Raw genomic sequence first — 21,903 nt, 5'->3', positions numbered from 1 at the left:
CATTAAAAATATATACCTCTGCACTTAGCAGCGTATTTTAAGTAACTCTGCATCACCAACAACAAGACATCTGCTCAGCCCAGCCGGCAGAAACATTGTTTCTCCCTTGCTGAACCGCATTGGTTTCTGCTCTGCATCCATTGTCTGCACTTCACCATATCCGCTCAGGCACATCAATACCTGAAAAGAAGTGTCCATCACAGAAAAGGCAAAACCCTTTGTGACTTGGATTCGTTCCGTTTCAAAATATTTGCAACGGCAAAGTAGCTCACGAGAACAGCCAGAATAGTACTTCACCATTCGTGGTTTCTGATTCACATCTTGTGCGACTTTCATATTCATGACTTGCACAGCTTTATCAAAATGCAACTCACGCTTTTTGCCGTTCTTATCCACACGGTCATAATCATAAACGCGGTAAGTCACGTTCGAGCTTTCCTGAATTTCAGCAACCAGGATACCCTTCCCGATGCCATGTACCGTTCCTGCCGGAACAAAATATGTATCACCCTTGTGAACTCGGACCTTTTGCAGATGCTTGTCCAGTGTTCCGGTCTCAACCGCTTTTCGGAGGATTTCCTCTGTTACCTCATGCTGAAAGCCGTATATAAGACTTGCACCCTCATCAGCATCAATAACATACCACATCTCTGTCTTGCCGTTGTCACCTTCGTGCTCTCTTGCATACTCATCACTTGGATGAACCTGTACTGACAAATCTTTCTTGGCATCGATGAATTTTACCAGTACAGGTAATTCACCGTTTTCCACCTTTGTGCCGAGAAATTCCGGATGCGCCTTTAACACATCAGTCAGTGTTTTTCCTTTATATGTACCATTTGCCACATAGCTGGGACCGTCCTGATGAACCGAACACTCCCAGGTTTCGGCCAACGGTGTTAAATCTATTTTCTTTCCGTATTCTTCCCGAAGTCGAGTACCACCCCACAGATAGTCCTTTCCGGTCGGAATCAATTTCATGATTTCCATTACTCTGTCTCCCACTAGTTTTATTCCATCGGAAATTTAATCTTATCTGTGACGCTAATTTCCTCTCCAAGCTGTACTTCAATCATATCCAGTGCAGTAATGGCCTCTACCGTATGTTTGCAGCCTGCTGCAATCGTAATTACGTCACCAGTGCGGAGCACTTGCTCCATACCATCCACAGTTGCCTTACCCTTACCAGAAACGACAGTCCAGACCTCCTCGCGGTAGTTGTGCATGTGGTAAGTCATGTGCTCACCAGCTCTCATGGAGACCTTGACAGTCATAGATCCAGGCTGCACATCAATAACCGTATAACTACCCCAGGACTTTTCAGCATACATCGCTTCTGTTTCGATTTTTTCCACATAAGGCTTCATGTAACCGCTGCGTTCTTTATCAGCGATTAAGATACCATCACCACTGGCGGCGACAATCATATCCTTGCATCCCATGCAGAGGATCGGGATATTCAGCTCGTTCACCACATTGGTGTTCTCGCAGGTTTCGTCCAAGATAGCTTTACCCTTAGTCTTATCTGCCATAACTTCAGCCATCATGTTCCAAGTGCCGACATCTTTCCAGTCGCCACTGTAACGCAAAACCTGAATGCTGGACTCTTTCTCAACCACAGCATAGTCGAAACTGATTTTAGTCAGGGTATCGTACTTGTTGAACAGGTCACGGTAATCTTCAAAATTGATCATACTGTGTGCCTTATCCAGCAGATAGCCCAGCTTAAATGCAAAGATACCTGCATTCCACAGCGCACTCTGAGCCAAATACTTCTTAGCTGTTTCCATATCCGGTTTTTCCTTGAATTCTTTAACCTTGCTGACATTTTCGCCGTTTTCCGGAATGATATAGCCATACTTTTCACTTGGATAGGTCGGCTCAATGCCCATCAACGTCAGATTTGCACCGCCCTGCTCTGCCAGTTCTTGCAAGTTTTTGACAGCTTCGTAATAAGTATTATCTACATAAGGGTCAACTGGGCATACAACAACAGCCTCATTCTCTGCCACGCTCAGTTCATCATGGAGATAAGCTGCGGCCAAAGCGATGGCCGGGAACGTATCGCGACGGCAAGGCTCTACACAAATAGAAGCCTTTTCACCCAACTGATTTTTGATGGCACTTGCCTGCGATTTGCTCGTTGCAATAGTAATCTTTGCATCAGCATCTACCGTGGTGACCTGGCGATACACACGCTGCACCATAGACTCATACTCATCATTATTCTTAAACAGCTTGATAAACTGCTTGCTGCGCACATCATTGGAAAGGGGCCAAAGACGCTTACCAGAACCACCGGAAAGTAAAATAATATTCATATGTATTTCTCCTCGTATAACCTTCTATATTTTCTTTACATCAAGTACTCTTCAGCACTCTTGCATATCTCGGCTTCCACCATTTCAGCAGTTTCCTTATTCTCTGCGCTGACAGAGATATAGGTCTTGAGCTTTGGCTCGGTACCGGAAGGACGCACCACGATGGAGCAGTTATCTTCCAGAAGGAACTTGAGTACATCAGACTTCGGCAGGCCATCCAGACCAGGTGCGTAGTCCAGCAGTTTAACAACTTTCTTGCAGCCAAACTCCTTGATATCGCTACGGAATGCCTGCATGATGCTCTGCATCTTGGCAAAACCAGCACTGCCATCGAACTCATAGCTATGCAGCGTATTCAAGCAGTAGCCGTAGGTCTTGTACAGTTCGTCCAGCTTGTCTAACAGGCTGATGCCTTGAGTAGCATAGTAACTGAACATCTCACAGATCATGTAGGCACCGTCTACGCCATCCTTATCGCGAACGTAGGAGCCTGTCAGATAGCCGTAGCTTTCCTCAAAACCGAATACATAGCTATCAGCCTTGCCCTGCTGTTCCAGCTTGCCGATCTGCTCACCGATAAACTTGAAGCCGGTCAGCACATTGATGGTACGCAGGCCATAGTGGGTAGCGATCTGCTCGCCCATATCCATGGTGACAATTGTCTTGACCATGACTGGATCAGCAGGCATCTTACTGTGCTTGACGCGCTGGCTACAAATGTAGTCCAGCAGCAGCATGCCAGTCTGGTTACCGGTCAGCAGTTCGTACTCCCCCGCCTTGTTCTTGACGGCGATGCCCACACGGTCGCAGTCTGGGTCAGTCGCCAGCAACAAGTCAGCATTACACTTCTTGGCATACTCCATACCCAACGCCATTGCTTCTGTGATCTCCGGGTTAGGATATGGGCAGGTCGGGAAGTTACCATCCGGCTGCTCCTGCTCCTTGACCACAGTGATATTGGTGTAACCCATTTCCTTTAAGGTACGGGTCACAGGTTTCAAGCCGGTGCCGTTCAGCGGGCTATACACGATAGCTACATCCTTATTGACTTCTTCTCCAAACAGGACGGACTGGCGTTTAACCTGCTCGACAAAAGCGGTGTATACCTCATCCGGGATATACTGGATGCTACCGTTTTCCACGCCCGCTTCAAAGTCACTGTTCTTGACATCTGCAAAGATATCCAACTTTTCAATCTCAGCCAAGATTTCGGCAGCCGCTTCGGTCGTGATCTGGCAGCCGTCTACGCCATAGACCTTGTAGCCGTTATACTTGCTGGGGTTGTGGGAGGCTGTGACCATGACACCTGCTGAGGTGTGCAGATAACGGGTTGCAAAAGACACGGTCGGAACCGGCATCAGAACGGGCCAAATATTGACCTTAACGCCATTCGCGGCAAACACGCCTGCGGCGACTTTTGCAAACACATCGCTCTTGATGCGGCTGTCATAGCCGATGGTCACAGACGGCTCTGCAAAATTATTCTTCAGATAATCGGCCAGACCCTGAGAAGCTTTTGCCACAGTATAGATGTTCATACAGTTCGTGCCTGCGCCGATCACACCGCGCAGTCCGCCAGTTCCAAAGGCAAGGTCGCGGTAAAAAGCATCTTCAATTTTTGCATCATCAAGCGTTTTCAGTTCAGCGGCAACATCCGCATCTGTAGTCGCATTTGCCAGCCAACGCTCGTATTCCTTTTTAATATCCATAATTTATTCCCTCATCTTCTGTTTATGTTCTTAGTCACGCTGGAAAATATCTCTCGTATAAACTTTCTCTTTCACATCATCCAGACACTTGTCATAGCGGTTTGCGATGATGGCGTGGCTCATTTCCTTGAACTTATCCAGATCATTAACCACTACTGATCCGAAGAATGTCTCGCCATCTTTCAGAGTCGGCTCATAAATCACAACCGTTGCACCCTTGGCCTTGATACGCTTCATGACACCCTGAATAGAACTCTGACGGAAGTTGTCGCTGTTGCTCTTCATCGTCAGACGATAAACACCAATCGTTACCTTTTTCTCCTTGTCTTCATCAAACTCGTTTTCTGCATCATAGCCGTAGTAACCAGCCAGCTTTAGGACGCGGTCAGCGATGAAATCTTTACGAGTTCTGTTACTCTCGACAATAGCCTCGATCAGGTTCTCCGGCACATCTGCATAGTTAGCCAGCAGCTGCTTGGTATCCTTCGGCAGGCAGTATCCGCCGTAGCCAAAGGACGGATTGTTGTAATGGCTGCCGATACGAGGATCGAGGCAAACGCCGTCGATAATCTGCTGGGTATTCAGGCCCTTGCTCTCTGCATAGGTATCCAGCTCGTTGAAATAGGCCACGCGCAGAGCCAGATATGTATTGGCGAACAGTTTTACTGCCTCTGCCTCGGTGAAGCCCATGAACAGAGTGTCAATGTTCTCCTTGATAGCACCTTCCTGCAACAGACCAGCAAACTCATGGGCTGCTTCTACCAACCGCTCATCGTTCAAATCAGTACCGACGATGATACGAGAAGGATACAGGTTATCATAAAGAGCCTTGGACTCACGCAGGAACTCCGGGCTGAAGATGATGTTCTTGCTGTTGAACTTCTCACGAACAGAAGCCGTGTATCCAACCGGAATGGTGGACTTGATGACCATGATGGCGTTCGGGTTATATTCCATAACCAGCTTGATTACAGCTTCGACCGCAGATGTGTCAAAGTGTTGGGTGTGGCTATCGTAGTTAGTAGGGGCCGCAATGACAACAAAATCAGCATCGGCGTATGCGGTCTTAGCATCCAGCGTTGCAGTCAAATTCAGTTCTTTCTCTGCGAGATACTTCTCGATATAGTCATCCTGAATCGGAGACTTACGGTTGTTGATCATCTCAACCTTCTCCGGAACAATATCAACTGCGGTTACCTGATGGTGCTGAGAAAGCAATGTGGCAATCGACAAACCAACATAACCAGTGCCCGCAACGGCGATTTTATAATTTTTCATAATATTTACTCCTCTGATTCTCTTTGTCCCAATCTCTCAAAATAGATTTTTTATGTCTATATACACACCCATATTCTGGATGCAATTGGTTCTATGCAACAAAAACTCGCATATACTCCACTACTCTGACAATCCAACGCCGCTACACAGTGTCCAATTTATCTTCATTAACCTTGTAATACTGCAAGCCTTTACGCAAAATATAATATCTGTTGCCACTGCAATCTCACGCTATACGCAGCAGCTCTTACATAACTTTTTACATCTTTATAACTTCGAATACACCCCGGCCTCCCAAAAGGGCACAGTTCTTCGGCGACGCCTGCGTTGGGCCGCCTGGCGGTATTCAACCGGAAAGGAGGCGTCACTGGCGCTTCCTCTCTTGCTGATCACTCAGCATTTATATATAAGAGGCATTTCTGCCGCTTATTAACTTGGTTTGTTGTTTTTCCGGAAGCTTTCCTGGCATTTGCGGCCCAGATTTCGGGCGCCGTTCAGGAAGCGGTTGACCTGATGGCCATTCTGGCAGATGAATACGCTGCCCTGTTTTTTTCCGGTGGCTCCGCAGATGGAACATTGCTTTTCTGTTCCGTCGGCGCGCAACTCAAGTACCAGAATTCCTTCTGCCCAAGCTTTGTATTTCAGATAATTCCGGATGCGGATACTTAAGTGAAGGGGCGAATAGTTGCCACTCCTGTACATGGATATCCTGGAAAAATCTTCATCATACTCCGGCAGTACCAGTATCCCGGTGTGTTTTTCTTTGCAGAAATCTATGATCTCCTTGCTGACCTGATGTGCATAATGTTCATTCAGGTGCTTGAGATGCATGTAATATTTCCTGTTTGGCTGACTGACGTTGTCTTTATCGGTAAATGCCCTGGATGCTTCTACTTTTTTCATCAAAGCTTTGCAATGATGTCGGTATGCATTTCCGCCTCTGCAGTTTTTTACAGCCAGCTGCCTGGATCCTTCATCCAGAACTGTGCATACTGCAAAGCTGTCCGTATTGGTAAAGCGGACGCTGCATACTCTGGCGCCTTCCTGCATTCGTTCCTTTGCTGTCCGGGCATCGGAGTTTTCCTGCTTGACAGGTACATGGAACATGAGCCATTTTTCCTCATGGACCAGTGTCGGTGAAAGGATCGCTGCTTCCTTGGGGAAAGGGCGTCCTGTAAGTCCGCAGGGTACCCAGATCCATTTCTTTCCGTTCCAGAGCTTCAGCACTACGGAAGTGTCTGTCAGGTCTCTGTACATTCCCTTGAAAAAGGTGATGTTGGCATCGATCTTTTCGGGGAAGCTTTCTGCACTTGCTGCGGTCTTTACTGCCATTGCAGCTTTGTTCATGGCAGATCTCCGAAAATAAACGGGGAGCTTTCCGCCTGGCGGGATGTACTTTGGTTCTCTTCCGTCTCTTCCGGGAACAGTGAGTTTTTCCAGATGTCCCTGGATGGTCAGCAGATTTTCGGCCCAGAGCTCTTCGCTTTCTTTCAGGAGCTCATAGTAAAAGGCTACGGCTTCCCGATACAGGGCTTCGGTTGTTTCGATCATCTGCTTTTCCGGACAAAAGAGCCGCATTTTCCATGTTTTGATACTGTATCCTGTTTTCATGGCATCTCTTTCTGCTGTCAGGTATCGCTTAATATCTTCATTAGCGAAAAAGAGCTTGAAACACTGTTAAATGCTGCTTTTTTCGGCACAGTTGACCACGATTTTGACCACTAATAATTGGAAAGAAAAAGGAAAAAAGCTTGAAAAATATTGATTTTACGCGGATTTACGCAAGAAAAAAGTGACCACTTTTAGTGACCACTAATGTTAGATTTCGATGATTATCAGACTGTTTATTTACTTTTTGATAGAAAACTGCTGCATATGATGCTTAAAAAACGACATTATTAGCATGCTTCATGTCTTTGGCACGCCTTGACAAAGGAAAATATCAATGGTATCCTTACATATGGCTGTAAAATATGTCTTTTTTGGTCTGTGACTAATGAAGATAATAAGCGACACATTTCCCATAATCCACGAGCTGTCCAAGGATGTTTCCTCTTGTACCAGCTCTTTTTTTATGTCTAATCGACATTTCCCTCCCCAAATGCTATACTATACCCGCAGGCCGCGCGTTTTGGCTTTTGGCCTGCTAAATTTCAGAAAAGGATTTTTTTCTATGGAGAGAATTATTACCTATACGATCTCAACCGCGGAGTCCGGGGAAAATGTTCTTGGATTTCTTCGGAAGAAGGGTTTTTCCAAACATATATTGACTACTATGAAGCGAGCGGAGCAGGCGATCCTGCTGAACGGGCAGCCGGCTTTTGGCAGAACGGTCCTGAGGGAGGGGGATGTTCTCCGGATCCTTGTTCCGGAAGAGACCGGGGACGGAGCGGAGCCTTCCATTATTCCGGTGCCACTGCCTCTGGATATCCTGTATGAGGATGAGGATATCCTTGTGCTGAACAAGCCTGCTGATATGCCTGTGCATCCCTCTGCCGGGAACTACGAGAATACGCTTGCCAACGGTGTTGCCTGGTATTATAAGCAGCAGGGGAAGGCTTTTGTCTACCGCTGCATCAACCGGCTGGACAGGGATACCACCGGGGTGCTGGTGCTGGCCAAGAACCCTCTGAGCGGGGCTCTTCTCTCTGCCCAGATGAAGCAGCGTCAGATCCGACGTACCTATCTTGCACTTACTGACGGGATCCCGCCGAAAAGGGGGACGATCTCCGCTCCTGTTGCGAGAATGGATGCTTCTGTGATCACAAGGGAGGTTGATTTTGAGCGTGGGGAGGCTGCCGTGACTCATTTTGAGCGTCTTGCAGTCAGCAATGGATATGCTCTTGTGGAGCTGCATCTGGATACGGGGCGGACTCATCAGATCCGGGTGCATATGAAGTATATCGGCTGTCCGCTGCCGGGGGATTTTCTGTATCATCCGGTTTTTGACCGGATTGGACGCCAGGCCCTGCATTCCTTCCAGCTGGAATTTGCACACCCCATCACCGGGGAGCCTATGTGCTTCCTAGCACCTGTGCCTGAGGATTTCCGCAGAGCATTTCTACAGTAAAAAAAATCAGCTGTCCGGTAGGTGTTTCCTGCACCGGCAGCTGATTTTTTTGTTGTTTTTATTTATTCTTTTTATAGATCACAAGGAGTCCTTTGAGCAGAAGGTCCTCATCCAGAATGATTTCTTTCTTACAGTGAGAAATGATCTTTTTTGCAAGACCGCCTGTTGCGATCACGGTTGTTTTCTCACCAAGCTCTTCTTCCACCCGGTCTATGATCCCATCGATGGCTGCTGCGTTGCTGTAGAGCACGCCGCTTTTCATGCATTCGATGGTATTGCGCCCGATCACATGCTTCGGGGCATCGATGCTGATCCCGCTGAGCTGGGATGCTCTGGCTGTCAGTGCATCCAGGGATATTCCGATGCCAGGAAGGATCATTCCGCCAATGTATTGCTTTTTGCTGTTGACAACCGAAACTGTAGTAGCGGTTCCCATATCGATCACAATAAACGGAACCGGATATTCATTTAATCCTGCCACAGCGTCTGCCACAAGATCCGCGCCCAGCTGTCCGGGGTTGTCCATCATGATGTTCAGACCTGTTTTTACTCCTGGTCCCAGGACCATGACTTCTTTTTTGAGGATCTTTTCTGCTGCCAGTCTGGCAATGTTGGTGATCTGCGGGACTACAGATGAAATGATACAGCCTTCTATGTCTGCCTTTTTGATGTGGTAGATTTCCAGTAAGGTTTTCAGGTCTACGGCATATTCCAGTTCTGTTTTTGTTCTTACGGTAGCAAGTCTCTCGATGAAGTATGTTTTTTGATCATCGATGCAGCCCACGACTATGTTGGTATTTCCAATATCAATTGCTAATATCATAATTTTATTTTCCCTGTCTTTATGCTTTTGTCTTCTCACGGCTGATCTGTGCGGATGGGATCAGATGTGCCTTGGAAAGTGCAGCTCCCACTGCTCCTGTGATCACTGTGGAGGAAATCATTTCGCATACTGCGTTGATCCCTACCATGAGACAACAGCCGATGATGATGTTATGACCGCCCATCAGATTTTTTACATAATCGGTATTTCCGAACAGTCCTACAAGTGCTGACATGAAGAACAGGGTATTCAGGAATGCGGAAAAGAATCCGGTTACTGCACATGCCACATAGGTATTGCTGACCTTTCGCATGCCTTTAAAAATATATCCGAGGCAGATACCGTCCAGAAGACGTGGGATGAAGCGCTGGATAAAGGCAAATACCGGATTGATACCGAAAAGCACAACTCCCATTGCACTGGAGCCGCCTACTCCTATGCACTGGAGAAAGCTGGTCAGGCCGAAGATCGCACCTGCCACGGCTCCTCCTACGGGCCCGAGGACGACTGCACTGATGGCTACCGGGATCACATTAAAGGAAATGGCCAGTGGCCCGATGTTCAGATATCCCAGTGGTGTGTAGGCCATCAGCAGAAGGATTGCTGCCATCAGGCCCAGTAACGTAAGCTGCGCTGTTGTAAATCTGTTGTTTTTCATTTCTTCTCCTCCTTGTTACCGTTCCGCTCTGTGAATATTTCCGGAAATACAGCATTTCCCGGCGTTTTCTGCGGATACAATACGGTGATGGAAAGCGGTGATCTTTTTGTTCCGCTTTTCGTTGTTAAAACCGGTTCCCTGACCGGCTCTGTAGCTATGCTTCTGCCTTTGTGGTAAGCAGAAGGATCTTATCCAGGATCTTTAACGCTGCATCCTCCTTGCTCATAAGCGGGAGGGACACTTCTTCATCCTGTGTGATCAGAGTCAGGACATTGGTATCTCCCTGGAATCCGGCGCCCTCTACCTTCAGGTTGTTGGCTGCCACCATATCCAGGTTTTTCTTCTCAAGCTTGGCTCTGGAATTGCGGAGCATGTCTCTGGTCTCCATGGAAAATCCGCAGAGGAACTGGCCCTGCTTTTTGTGCTGGCCCAGATATTTCAGAATGTCGTCTGTCCTCTCGAGCTCTATGGAAGCCTGATCGTCTTTTTTCTTAACCTTGTCTTCGCTGACCTGCTTCGGACGGTAGTCTGCCACTGCGGCAGCCTTGATGATGATATCCTGTTCATCACTTAAACCGGTGACTGCCTCGAACATATCTCTGGCAGATGTCACAGGTACGACCTTCACAAAAAGGGGCGGCTCAATGGCAGTAGGTCCGCTTACCAGCGTAACCTCCGCTCCTCTGAGCATGGCCATTTTTGCAATGGCGTATCCCATCTTTCCGGATGAATGGTTGGTGAGACAGCGGACCGGGTCGATGGCCTCCTGGGTAGGTCCTGCCGTTACCAGGAGCTTTTTGCCGGCAAGGTCTTTCTGGAAGGCGGCTTCCTTCAGGATATATTCCAGAAGGGTTTCCGGCTCCGGCATTTTTCCGGCTCCGGTGTCCCCGCATGCCAGGTAGCCACTGGCCGGTGTGATCACCTCATATCCGTAGGTTTGCAGCTTCCGGATATTGTCCTGTACCACGGGATTCTCATACATGGCGGTATTCATGGCCGGTGCAAGGATTTTCTGACACCTGCAGGCCATTACCGTAGTGGTGAGCATATCGTCCGCAAGGCCGTTGGCCAGCTTTCCGATCACGTTTGCACTGGCCGGTGCGATCATCACAACATCTGCCTTCTTGGCAATGGATACGTGCTCTACCTGAAACTGAAAGTTCCGGTCAAAGGTATCCACCAGGCATTTATTCCCGGTCAGTGTTTCAAATGTGATCGGATTGATAAAGTTCGTTGCATTCTCTGTCATCAGTACATGGACATCTGCATGAAGCTTATGTAATGCACTTGCCAGATATGCGATCTTGTATGCAGCAATACTTCCTGTAATGCCAAGAAGCACTGTTTTCCCTTTCAGCATCCTTCTCCCTCCTGTCAGTCAACCATACGGATACTCTCGATCACCGGCTGCTGATCCTTTGCAATGGTTCCGTTGCCGTCTGTCGGCTTGGCATCCTTGCAGATCTGATCTACAATGTCCATCCCGGAGGTCACGTGTCCGAATGCAGCATAGTCGCCGTCCAGATGTGTGGAATCGGACTGTACGATAAAGAACTGAGAGCTTGCGCTGTCCGGATCTGTGCTGCGGGCCATGGAAATGGTTCCTCTTACATGAGAAATATCGTTCTTCACTCCATTGCTGGAAAATTCGCCCTTGATGGTATCCTCTGCTCCGCCGGTTCCGTCTCCGTTTGGATCTCCGCCCTGGATCATAAATCCGTCAATGATCCGGTGGAAGGTCAGACCGTCATAAAAATTGTCCTGTACCAGCTTTACAAAATTTGTGACTGTGATGGGTGCGGTGTCTGCATCCAGCTCTACATCGATCTCGCCATAATCCTTTACGGTGATGGCAGCATGATGGGTTCCTGTCAGCTGCTGGCTGGTATCGATCACAGTTGTTCCTGCCATTTGTGCATCCTCGGAACCATCGGAAAATTCTCCGTCTGCGCTGTCTGTATCCTCTGTATTGTCTGCAGAAGCTTCGGTTTCATGTGAAGTGTCCTCTGCATCACCGGAAGCCTCCTGATCATCGGCGCTTTCTTCATGGTCTGAAAAGCCTGCCGCCTCAGCCTCCTCCTCGGATACTGCATTGGCTGCTGTCTCTTCATCTACGCCTGTCTGTCCTTCTGAGGTTTCTTTCTCCAGAGATTCTTCCTTCTGGTCTGCTTTGTCAGAAGTACTGTCTGTGCTTCCGCATCCGGAAAGCATTCCTGCGGTAAGAGCTGTCGCAAATAATACGGCTAAAACCTTACGTTTCATATTTATAAGTCCTCCTTATCAGATCCCGAAAACGCCTGTTCCGGCATTTTCAGGTGAGCTTTTCACTCTCCCCCCTGTAAGCTTTTCTCAGTTTAACATCATCTTTTCATAAAGTCAACTTTGCACGGAACCAGGTGCAGGATTCCCTTTGTTTTGCCTTGTATCTCTTCCTGTTCTCTGCTAAAATCATGTATGGAGCTTATTATGGGCTCCGTACATATAAGAAAGTGAGGAATCAACATGGAAAAGATCACAAGTTTTACCATTGACCATATCAAGCTTCAGCCTGGCGTATACGTTTCACGTAAGGATCCGGTTGGAGATCAGGTGATCACTACCTTCGATATCCGTATGACTTCTCCCAATGAGGAGCCTGTTATGAACACAGCCGAGCTTCACGCCATGGAGCATCTGGCAGCTACCTTCCTGCGGAACCATAAGGAGTTTGGCCCGAAGGTCATTTACTGGGGTCCTATGGGCTGCCGTACCGGAAATTATCTTCTTCTTAACGGGGATTATGAATCCAGAGATATCGTTCCGCTGATGATCGAGATGTTTGAATTTATCCGAGATTTTGAGGGTGAGATCCCGGGTGCTTCTCCCAAGGACTGCGGAAATTATCTGGATATGAACCTTGGCATGGCAAAATATCTGGCAAAGAAATTCCTGAACGAGGTTCTCTACGATATCAAGCCGGACCGTCTTGTTTATCCGGAATGATCTGCGGATACGATCCGCTGGCATGATCCTTGTGTTCTGAACGGACTATATGCCGAAACAAAAAAACAGGCTGCCTGTATCGATGTTCTTTCATCGGATGCAGCTGCCTGTTTTTTATTATATCAAGGAGATATCTGCAATTAAAGCAGGATCAGGATTTCCCTGATCTGGTCAAAAGCCTGTAGTCTGTGCTCTACTGTGCTGCTTCTGTGGTAGTATCTTCTGCGGTAGTATCTGCTGCCACTGCGCCCACCGGCGGTGTTGTGCTGACGTAATCACCGGATGCGTAGCAGGTCTGGCCATTATAATCCACACGGATCCATCCATTGTCACAGACACCGGTACACTTCAGGGATTCTCCGGAAAGGACACCTGCCACAAATTCTGCCTCTGCGTTGGCGTCAGAACGTAAATTCACACCCTCCACTGCATAGTAGGTGGCATCCTGTGCCTGTACGTTGATGCCGCTTGGGGTCTGCTCCGTAGCTACTGTCTGTGCTGCGGGATCTGCTGCCGCTGCTGCTCCGTCTGCCGTGGAATCCGCTGCCGCTGCTGCTCCGTCTGCTGTGGAATCTGCTGCCGCTGCTTCTGGTGTAGGTGTTGCAGTTGCCTTCGGCTTCTCTGTGGGCTCCGGCGTCGGTGTGGAATCTACTACTGTTACCACTGCATCGGTTCCTTCCTCATATCCACAGCCCTGTGCAAGGAAAGCCGCGCCTATTATCAAAGCCATAATACATTTTTTCTTCATTTTATCTGATTCCTCCTTATACGCCGGTAAAAAATTCTCTGCGTCCAATATACACGATTCTGCAATATTATGCAAGTCCTGGCCGGTTCTTTCACATATTTACCGGCTCAAAAAGCACCCGGACAGTTCCGCCGCAGATCATCCCCAGATCTCCTGCCCCCTGTCCCAGCTCGTAAACCTTTGTTTCCGTATTTCGGATATTTACTGCGTGTTTTCCGGCTTCAAACTCCACTTTTCCGCCGCCGATGCTTCCTGCCATGCTTCCGTCCCGGAATACGAACATCTTGCTCCCAGTTCCTCTTGGTGAGGAGCCCTTCTTCTCGATGATCGTGACCATGATTCCCGGTGTCCTGCGGCGTACTGCTGCCTCCACCTCCTCATCACAGTAGGTGCGGAAATGCCGGTTCTTTTCCTGCACGATCTCTGCCATGATACTCACGGCGATCTCAGCCGGCATCTGTCCTCCGATGGGGAGTCCGATGGGGGCATGGATCTGATCCAGCTGTTCCTCCGTAAAGCCCTCTTTCAGGAGCTTTTCCCTGGTGATCCGCACCTTTGTCCTGCTTCCGATCATTCCGAAATAAGCAAAGGGTCTCTTAAGGATCGCTCTTGCACAGGCGGAATCTCCCAGATGGCCTCGTGTCACCACTACATAGTAAGCATTTTCATAGGGAGGGATCCTGTCGGACAGGGTATCAAAATCTCCAAAGATCCTCTCATCTGCCATGGGGAATCTTTCCTCCGTCACAAATTCCTCCCGGTCATCCATGACTGTTACATGAAAGCCCAGCATCCTGCCGATCTCTGCTACCGGAAGAGAAACATGGCCGCCACCCAGTATGATCAGCCTGGGATTCTTCTCGTAGGTTTCCACAAATATCTCCCGGTCTCCGTTTTTCACAACGCCGGTTTCCACGGCTGCTTCCACGGAAGCCTTCAGGAATTCTTCTGCTTCTTTATTTCTTTCTGCTCTCTTCGGATAAAAAAAGCTGCTTTCTTCCAAAAGATATTTCAGCCCGGCATCCTTTCCGTTCAGAAGGATCCCTGTTTTTACACGCCCTCTTTTTTCTACCACATCATATATTGTCTGATACATTCTTTGTGTCCTTTCTGTCCGTCTTTCGCTGTTTATTCCGCGGCAAGCTCCTTTACCGCCCCGACAGCAGTGTCCACCTCTTCTTCCGTATTAAAATAAGAAAAGCTGAAGCGGACGGCTCCTGTTTTTTCGGTTCCCAGTGCTTTGTGCATCAGCGGTGCACAGTGGCCGCCGGCTCTTACACTGATCCCGTACTCTTCATCAAGGACCATGGCCACCTCTGCCGAGTCCATCTCTGCAATATTCAGAGTCACCACAGGGGAGCGTTCTTCCCTGGAAAAATCTCCATACAGGGTGACTCCCGGAATTTCCTTTACCTGGTCATAAAAACGCCACATCAGCTGCTGCTCTCTTTTTCGGATCTGTTCTGTTCCGGTTTCGGTAATCCAGCTGATGGCTGCGCCAAGACCTGCGATCCCGTGGCTGTTCAGGGTGCCTGCCTCCAGTGTCTCCGGCATATCCTGCGGATGCTCTCTCTGAAAGGTGAGGACGCCGCTTCCGCCTACCTTCAGAGGCTCCACAGATACCCCCGGCCGAACACAGATGGCTCCTGTGCCCTGGGGTCCCATAAGGCCCTTATGTCCGGAAAAGCAAAGAATATCTATATGATCTTTTTTCATGGAAATCGGAAATACTCCTGCTGTCTGGGCAGCATCCACAATAAAAAGCTTCTGGTGCTTCTGTGCGATCTCACCGATGGCATGGATATCATTGAGATTTCCTGTCAGATTGGAAGCGTGGGTACAGACGATCACCTTCGTCTCCGGACGGATGGCTGCTTCAAGCTCCGTAAGGGAGATCCGTCCCTTGCGGTCTGCCGGCAAGATCGTAAGCTTCATGCCTTTTTTTTCCAGGCGGTACAGCGGACGGAGCACACTGTTGTGATCCATCTCCGTACAGATCGCATGGATAGTTCCCTCCTCCGGATGAAGTATTCCCTGCAGGGCGATATTGAGCGCTTCCGTGTCATTGGATGTAAAGGCCACACATTCCGGTCCCCATACGTCAAACATCTCTGCGATCTGGCATCTTGTATTAAAAATAAGCCTTGAGGCTGCCATTGCTTCGCCGCTGCTGCCCCTTCCGCTGTTTCCTGCATGCTGCATGGCTTCCACCACAGCACGCGGCACACAGTCCGGCTTATGAAAGCTTGTAGCCGCGTTATCCAGATAAATCATTTGACCCTCCTTGTGATTTTTATCAAATACCTTTATAATAAACTCTGGCTTTATTTTATACTATCCGAGGAGGTTTTCCAATGAAAAAAACATCTTTTTTCAACAGTCTGCCATTTAAGCTGCTGGTCGCTGTGATCCTGGGGATCATAGCCGGGCTTATCCTGAACCGGTACAGCACCAACGGAATCTCCATGGCAGTTCTTAATATCACAGTTACTATCAAGTACATTCTGGGCCAGCTCATTACCTTCTGCGTGCCGCTGATCGTGCTGGGATTTATCGCTCCGTCCATTACCAGGCTTGGCAAAAATGCTTCGCTGATGCTGGGAGTTGCGGTTGTCCTCGCTTACGGCTCCTCTGTTGGCGCAGCGCTTTTTTCCACAGCCTCTGGCTTTCTCATCATTCCACATCTGTCCATCCATTCCTATGCTGCAGGACTGAAGCGGCTGCCGGAGGTGATCTTTGAGCTGGAGATCCCGCAGATCATGTCCGTTATGAGTGCTCTTGTTTTTGCAATGATGCTGGGACTTGCCGCCACCTGGACAAAGGCGAAGCTGATCACTGGGCTCCTGGATGAATTTCAGAAAATCGTTCTTTCTCTGGTGGCTCGGATCATCATCCCCATTCTTCCGTTATTTATCGGCACTACCTTCTGCGGCCTTGCCTACGAGGGAACCATCACCAGACAGCTGCCTGTTTTTCTGAAGATCATCGTACTGGTGCTTGCCGGGCATTTTATCTGGATGGCTCTTCTTTACATCCTTGCAGGTATCTATTCCGGAGAAAATCCTTTGGAGGTTGTCCGCCATTATGGTCCTGCCTATCTGACTGCCGTAGGGACCATGTCATCTGCAGCCACACTGGCCGTTGCACTGCAGTGTGCCTCCAAGGCAAAACCACTTCGTAAGGATCTGGTCAGCTTCGGGATTCCTTTGTTTGCAAACATCCATCTCTGTGGCTCCGTTCTGACAGAGGTTTTCTTCTGTATGGCGATTTCGAAGATCCTGTACGGTTCCGTTCCAACGCCGGGTACCATGGTTCTGTTCTGCCTTCTTCTAGGTATCTTTGCCATCGGAGCTCCCGGTGTTCCCGGAGGAACTGTCATGGCATCCCTTGGCATCATCACCGGGATACTGAAATTCGACAGCTCCGGCACTGCACTGATGCTTACCATCTTTGCACTGCAGGACAGCTTCGGAACTGCATGCAACGTGACCGGCGACGGCGCACTGACACTGATGCTTACTGGCTATGCAAAACGCCATCATATTGAGGAGCAGCAGCTTGATGTGGAATTGTAAGTTCGGAGCTAAGTCAGGCGGATATTCCCGATCCGCTTCGTTGCTTGCTCATAACCGGATATCAACCAGATACCAACTGGATGTCAGAAATGCCGCAGGCTTCAAAATGGCTCTGCGGCATTTCTGTGTATTTCTATTTGTTTCTGTCTGTTTCTGTAAGTTTCTATTGTTTCTATATGCTTTTGTTGTTTCTATATGTTTTTCTGTTTACGGACGGATCACTTTTCCTGCTTTTGTGAGCTTTTCCGCTATGGTATACATATTTGTTACGGTTCCCACTGCCGGTTCCTTCAGTCCGTAGAAGTTCACGCAGGTTCCGCAGGTCAGGATCTCGGTTCCCTGCTCCTGTAAGGTCTTAAGGTCTTCGATACATGGTGAATCCTGTGCGGTAAGTCTGGCTCCGCCATTATAAAACAGCATAACTGACGGCGGTGTCTCCAGCTGTGTCAGTGCATACACAAATCCCTTGATCAGGATCCCGCCAAGCTCCGGATCTCCATCTCCCATCTTATCGGAAGTGATGGCAACGGTATAATCTCCCTGCGGAACAGCCGGTGTGCAGACGATCTCAGGCTCTGCCTGGCTTCTTGCAGCAGGATCAGATTTTACTGTCATATTGATCTCGTAACCATCTTCTGTTTTTCTGGATACGAAACTGCATCCGGTACTTCCGGCAAGTCTGCTTAAGTTGTTTACTGCTGTTTCATTATCTACCAGGATCAAGATCTCGTCTCCCTGCTCTGCCTTGTCAAGGATCTTCTTGGTCATCACAACCGGGATTGGACACTGTTTCCCCATTGCATCTACTGTGTGTTTCATACTCACTCCTCCTGTATTCTGTGATTTTTTTATAATTGCTGTTTTATCATTATTGCTTTTTCGCTGTTTTCTTTTCTTTGATCTTTTATTTCTGCTCCAGCTCATGGGCCTGTTTGAAGATCTCACAGGCGCCTGTGTTTACACATCTTTCATGCGCGCAGTCCATAAAGGTCAGTTTCCTGCTGCTGTCCTCCTGCCGTGTATACTCACAACAGACGGTTTCGCCCCCGTTCATGGTACGGCAGAAACCGGATATAAATTCCTCTTCGATCTCCATTCCTATCCCTCCGTCGGATTCTCAGTAATCTGGGCAGGTATGATCTCCTCCAGCATTCCTGTTTCATTGTAGGCTTCAAACTGTTCCTCAATCTTTCCAAGGATATCTGCATACTGACAGAAGGCCTCCGCAAGCTCATCCCTATGTTCCGGAAGCTTCTTGTAACAGACACGGTGCTCCATGCTTGCCCAGAGATCCATGGTCATCGTCCTCAGCTGGATCTCCACCGGAAAATACTCCATGGTATCCAGATAATACACCGGAACTGCAATGATCACGTGAAAGCTGCGGTATCCGTTAGGCTTGGGATTCTGTATGTAATCCTTTTCCCTGATAAAGATCAGCTCACTCTGCCGCTTCAGCGCATTTACAAGATTGTATATATCATCAATAAAGTAGCAGATCACACGGATCCCGGCGATATCCCGGAGATGATCCTTGGCGTTCTGCACACTGTCCGAATGTCCCAGCTTCTCCAGCTTCTTTTCGATGCTCTTCTTGGATTTGATCCGTTCCTGGATATTGTGGATCGGAGATACGGAAGACTTCTGATACAGGCTTCCGTTGAGCACCTCAAGCTTGGCGCGCATGATCTGACATGCGTTCTGATATGGCTGGATACAATCGTAATACTGTTCGTTTGTCATGAAAAACCCTCTTTCGCGTTTGCTCAGAATATACTTGTATCTTACCGGACAAATGTGAGCAATCTGTAGTGATTTCCTAAGATTTTCCTGACAATTTTATTAAAAATCTATAAAACCTCCGGCATCAGTCTGAAAGCTTATGGATAAAAAGACCACTGCGGAGCTTCGGTTCAAACCAAGTGCTCTTTGGCGGCATAAGCTTATCCTCGTCTGCGATCGTCATCAGCTCCTCCATGGATGTAGGATACATGGCAAAGGCAGCTCCTCCTGTCTCATCTGCAGCTGCTGCCAGATCCTTCAGCCGGTGGTTTCCTCCCATAAAGCGGATCCTCTCATCGGTACGCGGGTCACTGATCCCCAGAACCGGACCCAGGACCTTATCCTGAAGAATAGACACATCCAGCTGCCCTACGCTGTCTTTACCCGCATAGATATCCGGATATGCCTTCAGATGGAACCATTCTCCGTCTACATACAGCCCGAAGCAGTGTTTCTCCACCGGTTTACATGGAAATCCCGGCATTGCCATCAGCTCAAAATTAAACTTCATGCTTCCGATAAAGGCTTTGGGTTCCATACCCTTGATATCCTTTACGATCCTGTGATACGGAAGGATGGTCAGCTGGTCATACGGAAATACCACCGACAGGAAAAAGTTAAATTCTTCTTTTCCGGTGTAGTCCGGATGCTCCGCTCTTCTCTTCTGTCCAACCTTTACTGCGGAGGCTGCTCTGTGGTGGCCATCTGCAATATAGATAGAGGAGATCCCGCCAAAAAGACTATGTATAGTCCGGATCTTTTCTTCCTCATCTACGACCCATACACGATGTGTGATCTCATCATCGGAAGTAAAATCATACACAGGAGCATGTGCATTTTTCCATTCTTCCATAAGAGTAAGAAGCTCTGCCGGATATCTGCACGCCAGAAAAATAGGGCCTGTGTTGGCATCACAGACATCCACATGACGAATGCGGTCCTGCTCCTTATCCTCTCTTGTAAGCTCATGCTTTTTGATCACACCATTCATGTAATCATCAATGGAGCTGACACCTACGATCCCGGTCTGGGATCTTCCCTTACGGATCAGTTCATACAGATAATAGTTCGGTTTCTCATCCTGGATCAGGATCCCTTCTTTCTGGAAACGATCCAGATTTTCCCTTGCCTTCTGATAAACCATCGGATCATAAAGATCGGTTTCCGGATCCAGATCCATCTCTGCACGGTCTATATGGAGAAAAGATTCCGGATTTTTTTCCCCGATCTCTCGCGCTTCCTCTCTGCTGACTACGTCATAGGGAAGTGCAGCCACCTTTTCTGCTTTTTCCGAAGCAGGTCTTACTGCCCGAAATGCCTGAAATAAAGCCATTATGTTTTCCTCTCATTCCTGCCCGGCCATACGCCGGCCCTTCTTAAGATTTCTGCTTAGTTTGCAGAAAAATCATCCTGTCCATTCTAACACATATCAAAATTTCCCGCAAACCTTTATCCGGCCCGTCTTATACCTTACGTTTGTTCAGCTCCGGCAGTACCGTCGCCAGCATGGTGAAAAAGCATGCACAGCCGCCTACAAGGTTGGAAACCGGTTCCGCCCAGAACACGCCGTCTGTTCCCAGGCCATTCACAGAAGGCAGCAGGAGCGTCAGCGGTACTACGATCACTACCTTTCGGAGCAGAGAAAAAAAGGTGGCCTTTTTTGCCTTTCCCAGTGCCACGAACACGCTTTGTCCGGTAAACTGCAATGCCATAAAGCAGAAGCCGAAAAAGTAAATATGAAGGGCAGGAACTCCCTTTTCCAGAAGCCCGGGATCGCTGTTAAAGATCCGGATGAAAAATTCCGGAAGCAGCTTCAGGATTCCCCAGCCTGCCAGGGTATAGATCACACAGACAGCTGTAATAAATTTAATTGCTTTTTTGACTCTGTCGTATGCTTTTTCTCCATAATTGAAGCTCATGACCGGAGAAGCACCTGTAGTAAGCCCATGGACCGGCATGGTGAAAATGTCACGGACAGAATTTAAAACTGTCATGACACCAACGTAGATATCACCACCCCAGGTCTGGAGTGTGGCATTGCATACCACCTGCACAAGACTGTTTGTAAATGCCATAAAAAAACCGGACATACCCAGGCTTACGATACTGCCCACTCTTTTCCAGGAGATCCTCATAGCGCTTTTTTTCAGGTTCAGGATTGCCTTTTTTCCTGTAAGGAAGCGTAAGACCCAGATGGCGGAACAGAACTGGGAAATGATAGTAGCCAAAGCCGCTCCCCGGACTCCCATGTGCATTCCAAAGATAAACAGGGGATCCAGAAGGATGTTCAGTACAGCACCGATCAGTATCGTGAGCATCCCTGTGTTTCCAAAGCCCTGGCTGTTGATAAACGGGTTCATTCCCAGAGTGATCATCACAAACAGGGTTCCCAGAAGATAGATCCTTATGTAGTCTGCCGCATAGGAAAAGGTTACATCACTGGCGCCAAACACATAGAGGATCGGTCTGTAAAAGATAAGGCCAATGGCTGTTAGGATCACTCCTGTGCCGATCAGCATCACAAAGGTGTTTCCCATGAGCTTTTCTGCTTCTTCCCGGTTTCCTCTTCCCCGTTCCATGGAGCAAAGCGGTGCTCCTCCATTTCCAAAAAGATAGGTAAATGCGGTGATCAGGGTGATAATAGGAAAACACAGTCCCACTCCTGTCAGTGCAGTGGCTCCGATCTCAGGAATCCTTCCGATATAGATCCGGTCTACAATGTTGTAAAGGAGGTTTAGGATCTGTGCAATGATCATCGGCACAGCCACTTCCATAATGTTACGATAGACATTTCCTGTTGAAAAGTCTGTCTGATGTATCTGCATTTCTTTACACCTTCCTGCTATTTCTTATTTAATTAATATACTATATCCGGCGTCCAAAGTAAACTTTGCGTTGCTGTTCTCTTCGTGAGCTACTGTTCACTCCGTTCTCAGTAATACTTTATTATCTGTGTA

General features: G+C 48.3%; 20 protein-coding genes. 3 read left to right on the top strand and 17 right to left on the bottom strand.

From position 1 onward, the window contains the following. Nucleotides 1-24 precede the first annotated feature (24 nt). From BLP57_RS02250 to BLP57_RS02230, 5 genes are all read right to left on the bottom strand, one after another. The gene (locus BLP57_RS02250; RefSeq protein ID WP_092069076.1) at nucleotides 25-990 is read right to left on the bottom strand and encodes a type I phosphomannose isomerase catalytic subunit; all 966 of its coding nucleotides are present in this window, start codon (nucleotides 988-990) and stop codon (nucleotides 25-27) included. Nucleotides 991-1,010: 20 nt separating this feature from the next. After that, nucleotides 1,011-2,321 (bottom strand): sugar phosphate nucleotidyltransferase, encoded by a 1,311-nt coding sequence (locus tag BLP57_RS02245; RefSeq protein WP_092069073.1) that lies wholly within the window; start codon nucleotides 2,319-2,321, stop codon nucleotides 1,011-1,013. Between the two features lie 35 nt (nucleotides 2,322-2,356). Further along, nucleotides 2,357-4,030, bottom strand: coding sequence for a phospho-sugar mutase (locus tag BLP57_RS02240; protein WP_092069070.1), 1,674 nt, complete (start codon nucleotides 4,028-4,030; stop codon nucleotides 2,357-2,359). Nucleotides 4,031-4,060: 30 nt separating this feature from the next. After that, nucleotides 4,061-5,308 carry a nucleotide sugar dehydrogenase gene (locus tag BLP57_RS02235; protein ID WP_092069067.1) on the bottom strand — a complete coding sequence of 416 codons (1,248 nt, stop codon included), beginning with the start codon at nucleotides 5,306-5,308 and terminating at the stop codon, nucleotides 4,061-4,063. Between the two features lie 429 nt (nucleotides 5,309-5,737). Next, entirely contained in the window at nucleotides 5,738-6,859 is a 1,122-nt protein-coding gene (locus tag BLP57_RS02230; RefSeq protein ID WP_242872539.1) for a transposase, read from the bottom strand. A gap of 622 nt (nucleotides 6,860-7,481) precedes the next feature. Here BLP57_RS02230 and BLP57_RS02225 point away from each other — a divergent pair. Further along, nucleotides 7,482-8,378 (top strand): RluA family pseudouridine synthase, encoded by an 897-nt coding sequence (locus BLP57_RS02225; RefSeq protein ID WP_092069176.1) that lies wholly within the window; start codon nucleotides 7,482-7,484, stop codon nucleotides 8,376-8,378. 58 nt (nucleotides 8,379-8,436) lie between these two features. Here the strand turns inward: BLP57_RS02225 and BLP57_RS02220 are convergent, their stop codons facing one another. The 4 genes from BLP57_RS02220 to BLP57_RS02205 all read right to left on the bottom strand — a co-directional run bounded on the left by BLP57_RS02220 (nucleotide 8,437) and on the right by BLP57_RS02205 (nucleotide 12,121). Further along, on the bottom strand, nucleotides 8,437-9,201 hold the full coding sequence (locus BLP57_RS02220) for a type III pantothenate kinase (RefSeq protein WP_092069061.1): 765 nt from the start codon (nucleotides 9,199-9,201) through the stop codon (nucleotides 8,437-8,439). A gap of 19 nt (nucleotides 9,202-9,220) precedes the next feature. Continuing rightward, nucleotides 9,221-9,859: an ECF transporter S component gene (locus tag BLP57_RS02215; RefSeq protein ID WP_092069058.1), complete on the bottom strand. Its 639-nt coding sequence runs from the start codon at nucleotides 9,857-9,859 to the stop codon at nucleotides 9,221-9,223. Between the two features lie 154 nt (nucleotides 9,860-10,013). Then, nucleotides 10,014-11,219, bottom strand: a complete 1,206-nt coding sequence (coaBC, locus tag BLP57_RS02210) for a bifunctional phosphopantothenoylcysteine decarboxylase/phosphopantothenate--cysteine ligase CoaBC (protein ID WP_021651707.1) — start codon at nucleotides 11,217-11,219, stop codon at nucleotides 10,014-10,016. A 14-nt stretch (nucleotides 11,220-11,233) separates the two neighbouring features. Further along, the gene (locus tag BLP57_RS02205; protein WP_092069055.1) at nucleotides 11,234-12,121 is read right to left on the bottom strand and encodes a peptidylprolyl isomerase; all 888 of its coding nucleotides are present in this window, start codon (nucleotides 12,119-12,121) and stop codon (nucleotides 11,234-11,236) included. A gap of 240 nt (nucleotides 12,122-12,361) precedes the next feature. Between BLP57_RS02205 and BLP57_RS02200 the strand changes: the two genes are divergently transcribed. Continuing rightward, nucleotides 12,362-12,841 (top strand): S-ribosylhomocysteine lyase, encoded by a 480-nt coding sequence (locus tag BLP57_RS02200; protein WP_015524777.1) that lies wholly within the window; start codon nucleotides 12,362-12,364, stop codon nucleotides 12,839-12,841. A 193-nt stretch (nucleotides 12,842-13,034) separates the two neighbouring features. Here BLP57_RS02200 and BLP57_RS02195 read toward each other — a convergent pair whose 3' ends face one another. The 3 genes from BLP57_RS02195 to BLP57_RS02185 form a co-directional block, all read right to left on the bottom strand. Then, a complete protein-coding gene (locus BLP57_RS02195; RefSeq protein WP_092069052.1) occupies nucleotides 13,035-13,589 on the bottom strand; it encodes an SH3 domain-containing protein in 555 nt (184 codons plus the stop codon). A 91-nt stretch (nucleotides 13,590-13,680) separates the two neighbouring features. Further along, nucleotides 13,681-14,685, bottom strand: a complete 1,005-nt coding sequence (locus BLP57_RS02190; protein WP_092069049.1) for an XdhC family protein — start codon at nucleotides 14,683-14,685, stop codon at nucleotides 13,681-13,683. Nucleotides 14,686-14,717: 32 nt separating this feature from the next. Further along, nucleotides 14,718-15,863, bottom strand: a complete 1,146-nt coding sequence (locus BLP57_RS02185) for an aminotransferase class V-fold PLP-dependent enzyme (RefSeq protein WP_092069046.1) — start codon at nucleotides 15,861-15,863, stop codon at nucleotides 14,718-14,720. A gap of 80 nt (nucleotides 15,864-15,943) precedes the next feature. Between BLP57_RS02185 and BLP57_RS02180 the strand changes: the two genes are divergently transcribed. Continuing rightward, entirely contained in the window at nucleotides 15,944-17,164 is a 1,221-nt protein-coding gene (locus tag BLP57_RS02180) for a dicarboxylate/amino acid:cation symporter (protein ID WP_092069043.1), read from the top strand. 207 nt (nucleotides 17,165-17,371) lie between these two features. Here the strand turns inward: BLP57_RS02180 and yedF are convergent, their stop codons facing one another. The 5 genes from yedF to BLP57_RS02155 form a co-directional block, all read right to left on the bottom strand. Then, a complete protein-coding gene (gene yedF, locus BLP57_RS02175) occupies nucleotides 17,372-17,983 on the bottom strand; it encodes a sulfurtransferase-like selenium metabolism protein YedF (RefSeq protein ID WP_092069040.1) in 612 nt (203 codons plus the stop codon). Between the two features lie 85 nt (nucleotides 17,984-18,068). After that, nucleotides 18,069-18,260, bottom strand: a complete 192-nt coding sequence (locus BLP57_RS02170; protein WP_015524771.1) for a hypothetical protein — start codon at nucleotides 18,258-18,260, stop codon at nucleotides 18,069-18,071. A gap of 2 nt (nucleotides 18,261-18,262) precedes the next feature. Continuing rightward, nucleotides 18,263-18,907, bottom strand: coding sequence for a GTP pyrophosphokinase (locus BLP57_RS02165; protein WP_092069037.1), 645 nt, complete (start codon nucleotides 18,905-18,907; stop codon nucleotides 18,263-18,265). A 124-nt stretch (nucleotides 18,908-19,031) separates the two neighbouring features. Further along, on the bottom strand, nucleotides 19,032-20,279 hold the full coding sequence (locus tag BLP57_RS02160) for a DUF1015 domain-containing protein (protein WP_092069034.1): 1,248 nt from the start codon (nucleotides 20,277-20,279) through the stop codon (nucleotides 19,032-19,034). A gap of 130 nt (nucleotides 20,280-20,409) precedes the next feature. Then, nucleotides 20,410-21,771: an MATE family efflux transporter gene (locus BLP57_RS02155; protein WP_092069031.1), complete on the bottom strand. Its 1,362-nt coding sequence runs from the start codon at nucleotides 21,769-21,771 to the stop codon at nucleotides 20,410-20,412. Between the last annotated feature and the right edge of the window lie 132 nt (nucleotides 21,772-21,903).

Origin of the sequence: Blautia sp. SF-50 (assembly GCF_900101315.1) — a bacterium.
Lineage (GTDB): Bacteria > Bacillota > Clostridia > Lachnospirales > Lachnospiraceae > Blautia_A > Blautia_A fusiformis.
Note: the sequence above shows the minus strand (reverse complement) of the source record. Positions and strands in the feature narration are given on the sequence as shown.

What these genes read in the sequence shown, in the direction of transcription:
- BLP57_RS02250 (WP_092069076.1), bottom strand. Translation starts at nt 990, where the DNA reads ATGGAAATCATGAAATTGATTCCGACCGGAAAGGACTATCTGTGGGGT.
- BLP57_RS02245 (WP_092069073.1), bottom strand. Translation starts at nt 2,321, where the DNA reads ATGAATATTATTTTACTTTCCGGTGGTTCTGGTAAGCGTCTTTGGCCC.
- BLP57_RS02240 (WP_092069070.1), bottom strand. Translation starts at nt 4,030, where the DNA reads ATGGATATTAAAAAGGAATACGAGCGTTGGCTGGCAAATGCGACTACA.
- BLP57_RS02235 (WP_092069067.1), bottom strand. Translation starts at nt 5,308, where the DNA reads ATGAAAAATTATAAAATCGCCGTTGCGGGCACTGGTTATGTTGGTTTG.
- BLP57_RS02230 (WP_242872539.1), bottom strand. Translation starts at nt 6,859, where the DNA reads ATGATCGAAACAACCGAAGCCCTGTATCGGGAAGCCGTAGCCTTTTAC.
- BLP57_RS02225 (WP_092069176.1), top strand. Translation starts at nt 7,482, where the DNA reads ATGGAGAGAATTATTACCTATACGATCTCAACCGCGGAGTCCGGGGAA.
- BLP57_RS02220 (WP_092069061.1), bottom strand. Translation starts at nt 9,201, where the DNA reads ATGATATTAGCAATTGATATTGGAAATACCAACATAGTCGTGGGCTGC.
- BLP57_RS02215 (WP_092069058.1), bottom strand. Translation starts at nt 9,859, where the DNA reads ATGAAAAACAACAGATTTACAACAGCGCAGCTTACGTTACTGGGCCTG.
- coaBC (WP_021651707.1), bottom strand. Translation starts at nt 11,219, where the DNA reads ATGCTGAAAGGGAAAACAGTGCTTCTTGGCATTACAGGAAGTATTGCT.
- BLP57_RS02205 (WP_092069055.1), bottom strand. Translation starts at nt 12,121, where the DNA reads ATGAAACGTAAGGTTTTAGCCGTATTATTTGCGACAGCTCTTACCGCA.
- BLP57_RS02200 (WP_015524777.1), top strand. Translation starts at nt 12,362, where the DNA reads ATGGAAAAGATCACAAGTTTTACCATTGACCATATCAAGCTTCAGCCT.
- BLP57_RS02195 (WP_092069052.1), bottom strand. Translation starts at nt 13,589, where the DNA reads ATGAAGAAAAAATGTATTATGGCTTTGATAATAGGCGCGGCTTTCCTT.
- BLP57_RS02190 (WP_092069049.1), bottom strand. Translation starts at nt 14,685, where the DNA reads ATGTATCAGACAATATATGATGTGGTAGAAAAAAGAGGGCGTGTAAAA.
- BLP57_RS02185 (WP_092069046.1), bottom strand. Translation starts at nt 15,863, where the DNA reads ATGATTTATCTGGATAACGCGGCTACAAGCTTTCATAAGCCGGACTGT.
- BLP57_RS02180 (WP_092069043.1), top strand. Translation starts at nt 15,944, where the DNA reads ATGAAAAAAACATCTTTTTTCAACAGTCTGCCATTTAAGCTGCTGGTC.
- yedF (WP_092069040.1), bottom strand. Translation starts at nt 17,983, where the DNA reads ATGAAACACACAGTAGATGCAATGGGGAAACAGTGTCCAATCCCGGTT.
- BLP57_RS02170 (WP_015524771.1), bottom strand. Translation starts at nt 18,260, where the DNA reads ATGGAGATCGAAGAGGAATTTATATCCGGTTTCTGCCGTACCATGAAC.
- BLP57_RS02165 (WP_092069037.1), bottom strand. Translation starts at nt 18,907, where the DNA reads ATGACAAACGAACAGTATTACGATTGTATCCAGCCATATCAGAACGCA.
- BLP57_RS02160 (WP_092069034.1), bottom strand. Translation starts at nt 20,279, where the DNA reads ATGGCTTTATTTCAGGCATTTCGGGCAGTAAGACCTGCTTCGGAAAAA.
- BLP57_RS02155 (WP_092069031.1), bottom strand. Translation starts at nt 21,771, where the DNA reads ATGCAGATACATCAGACAGACTTTTCAACAGGAAATGTCTATCGTAAC.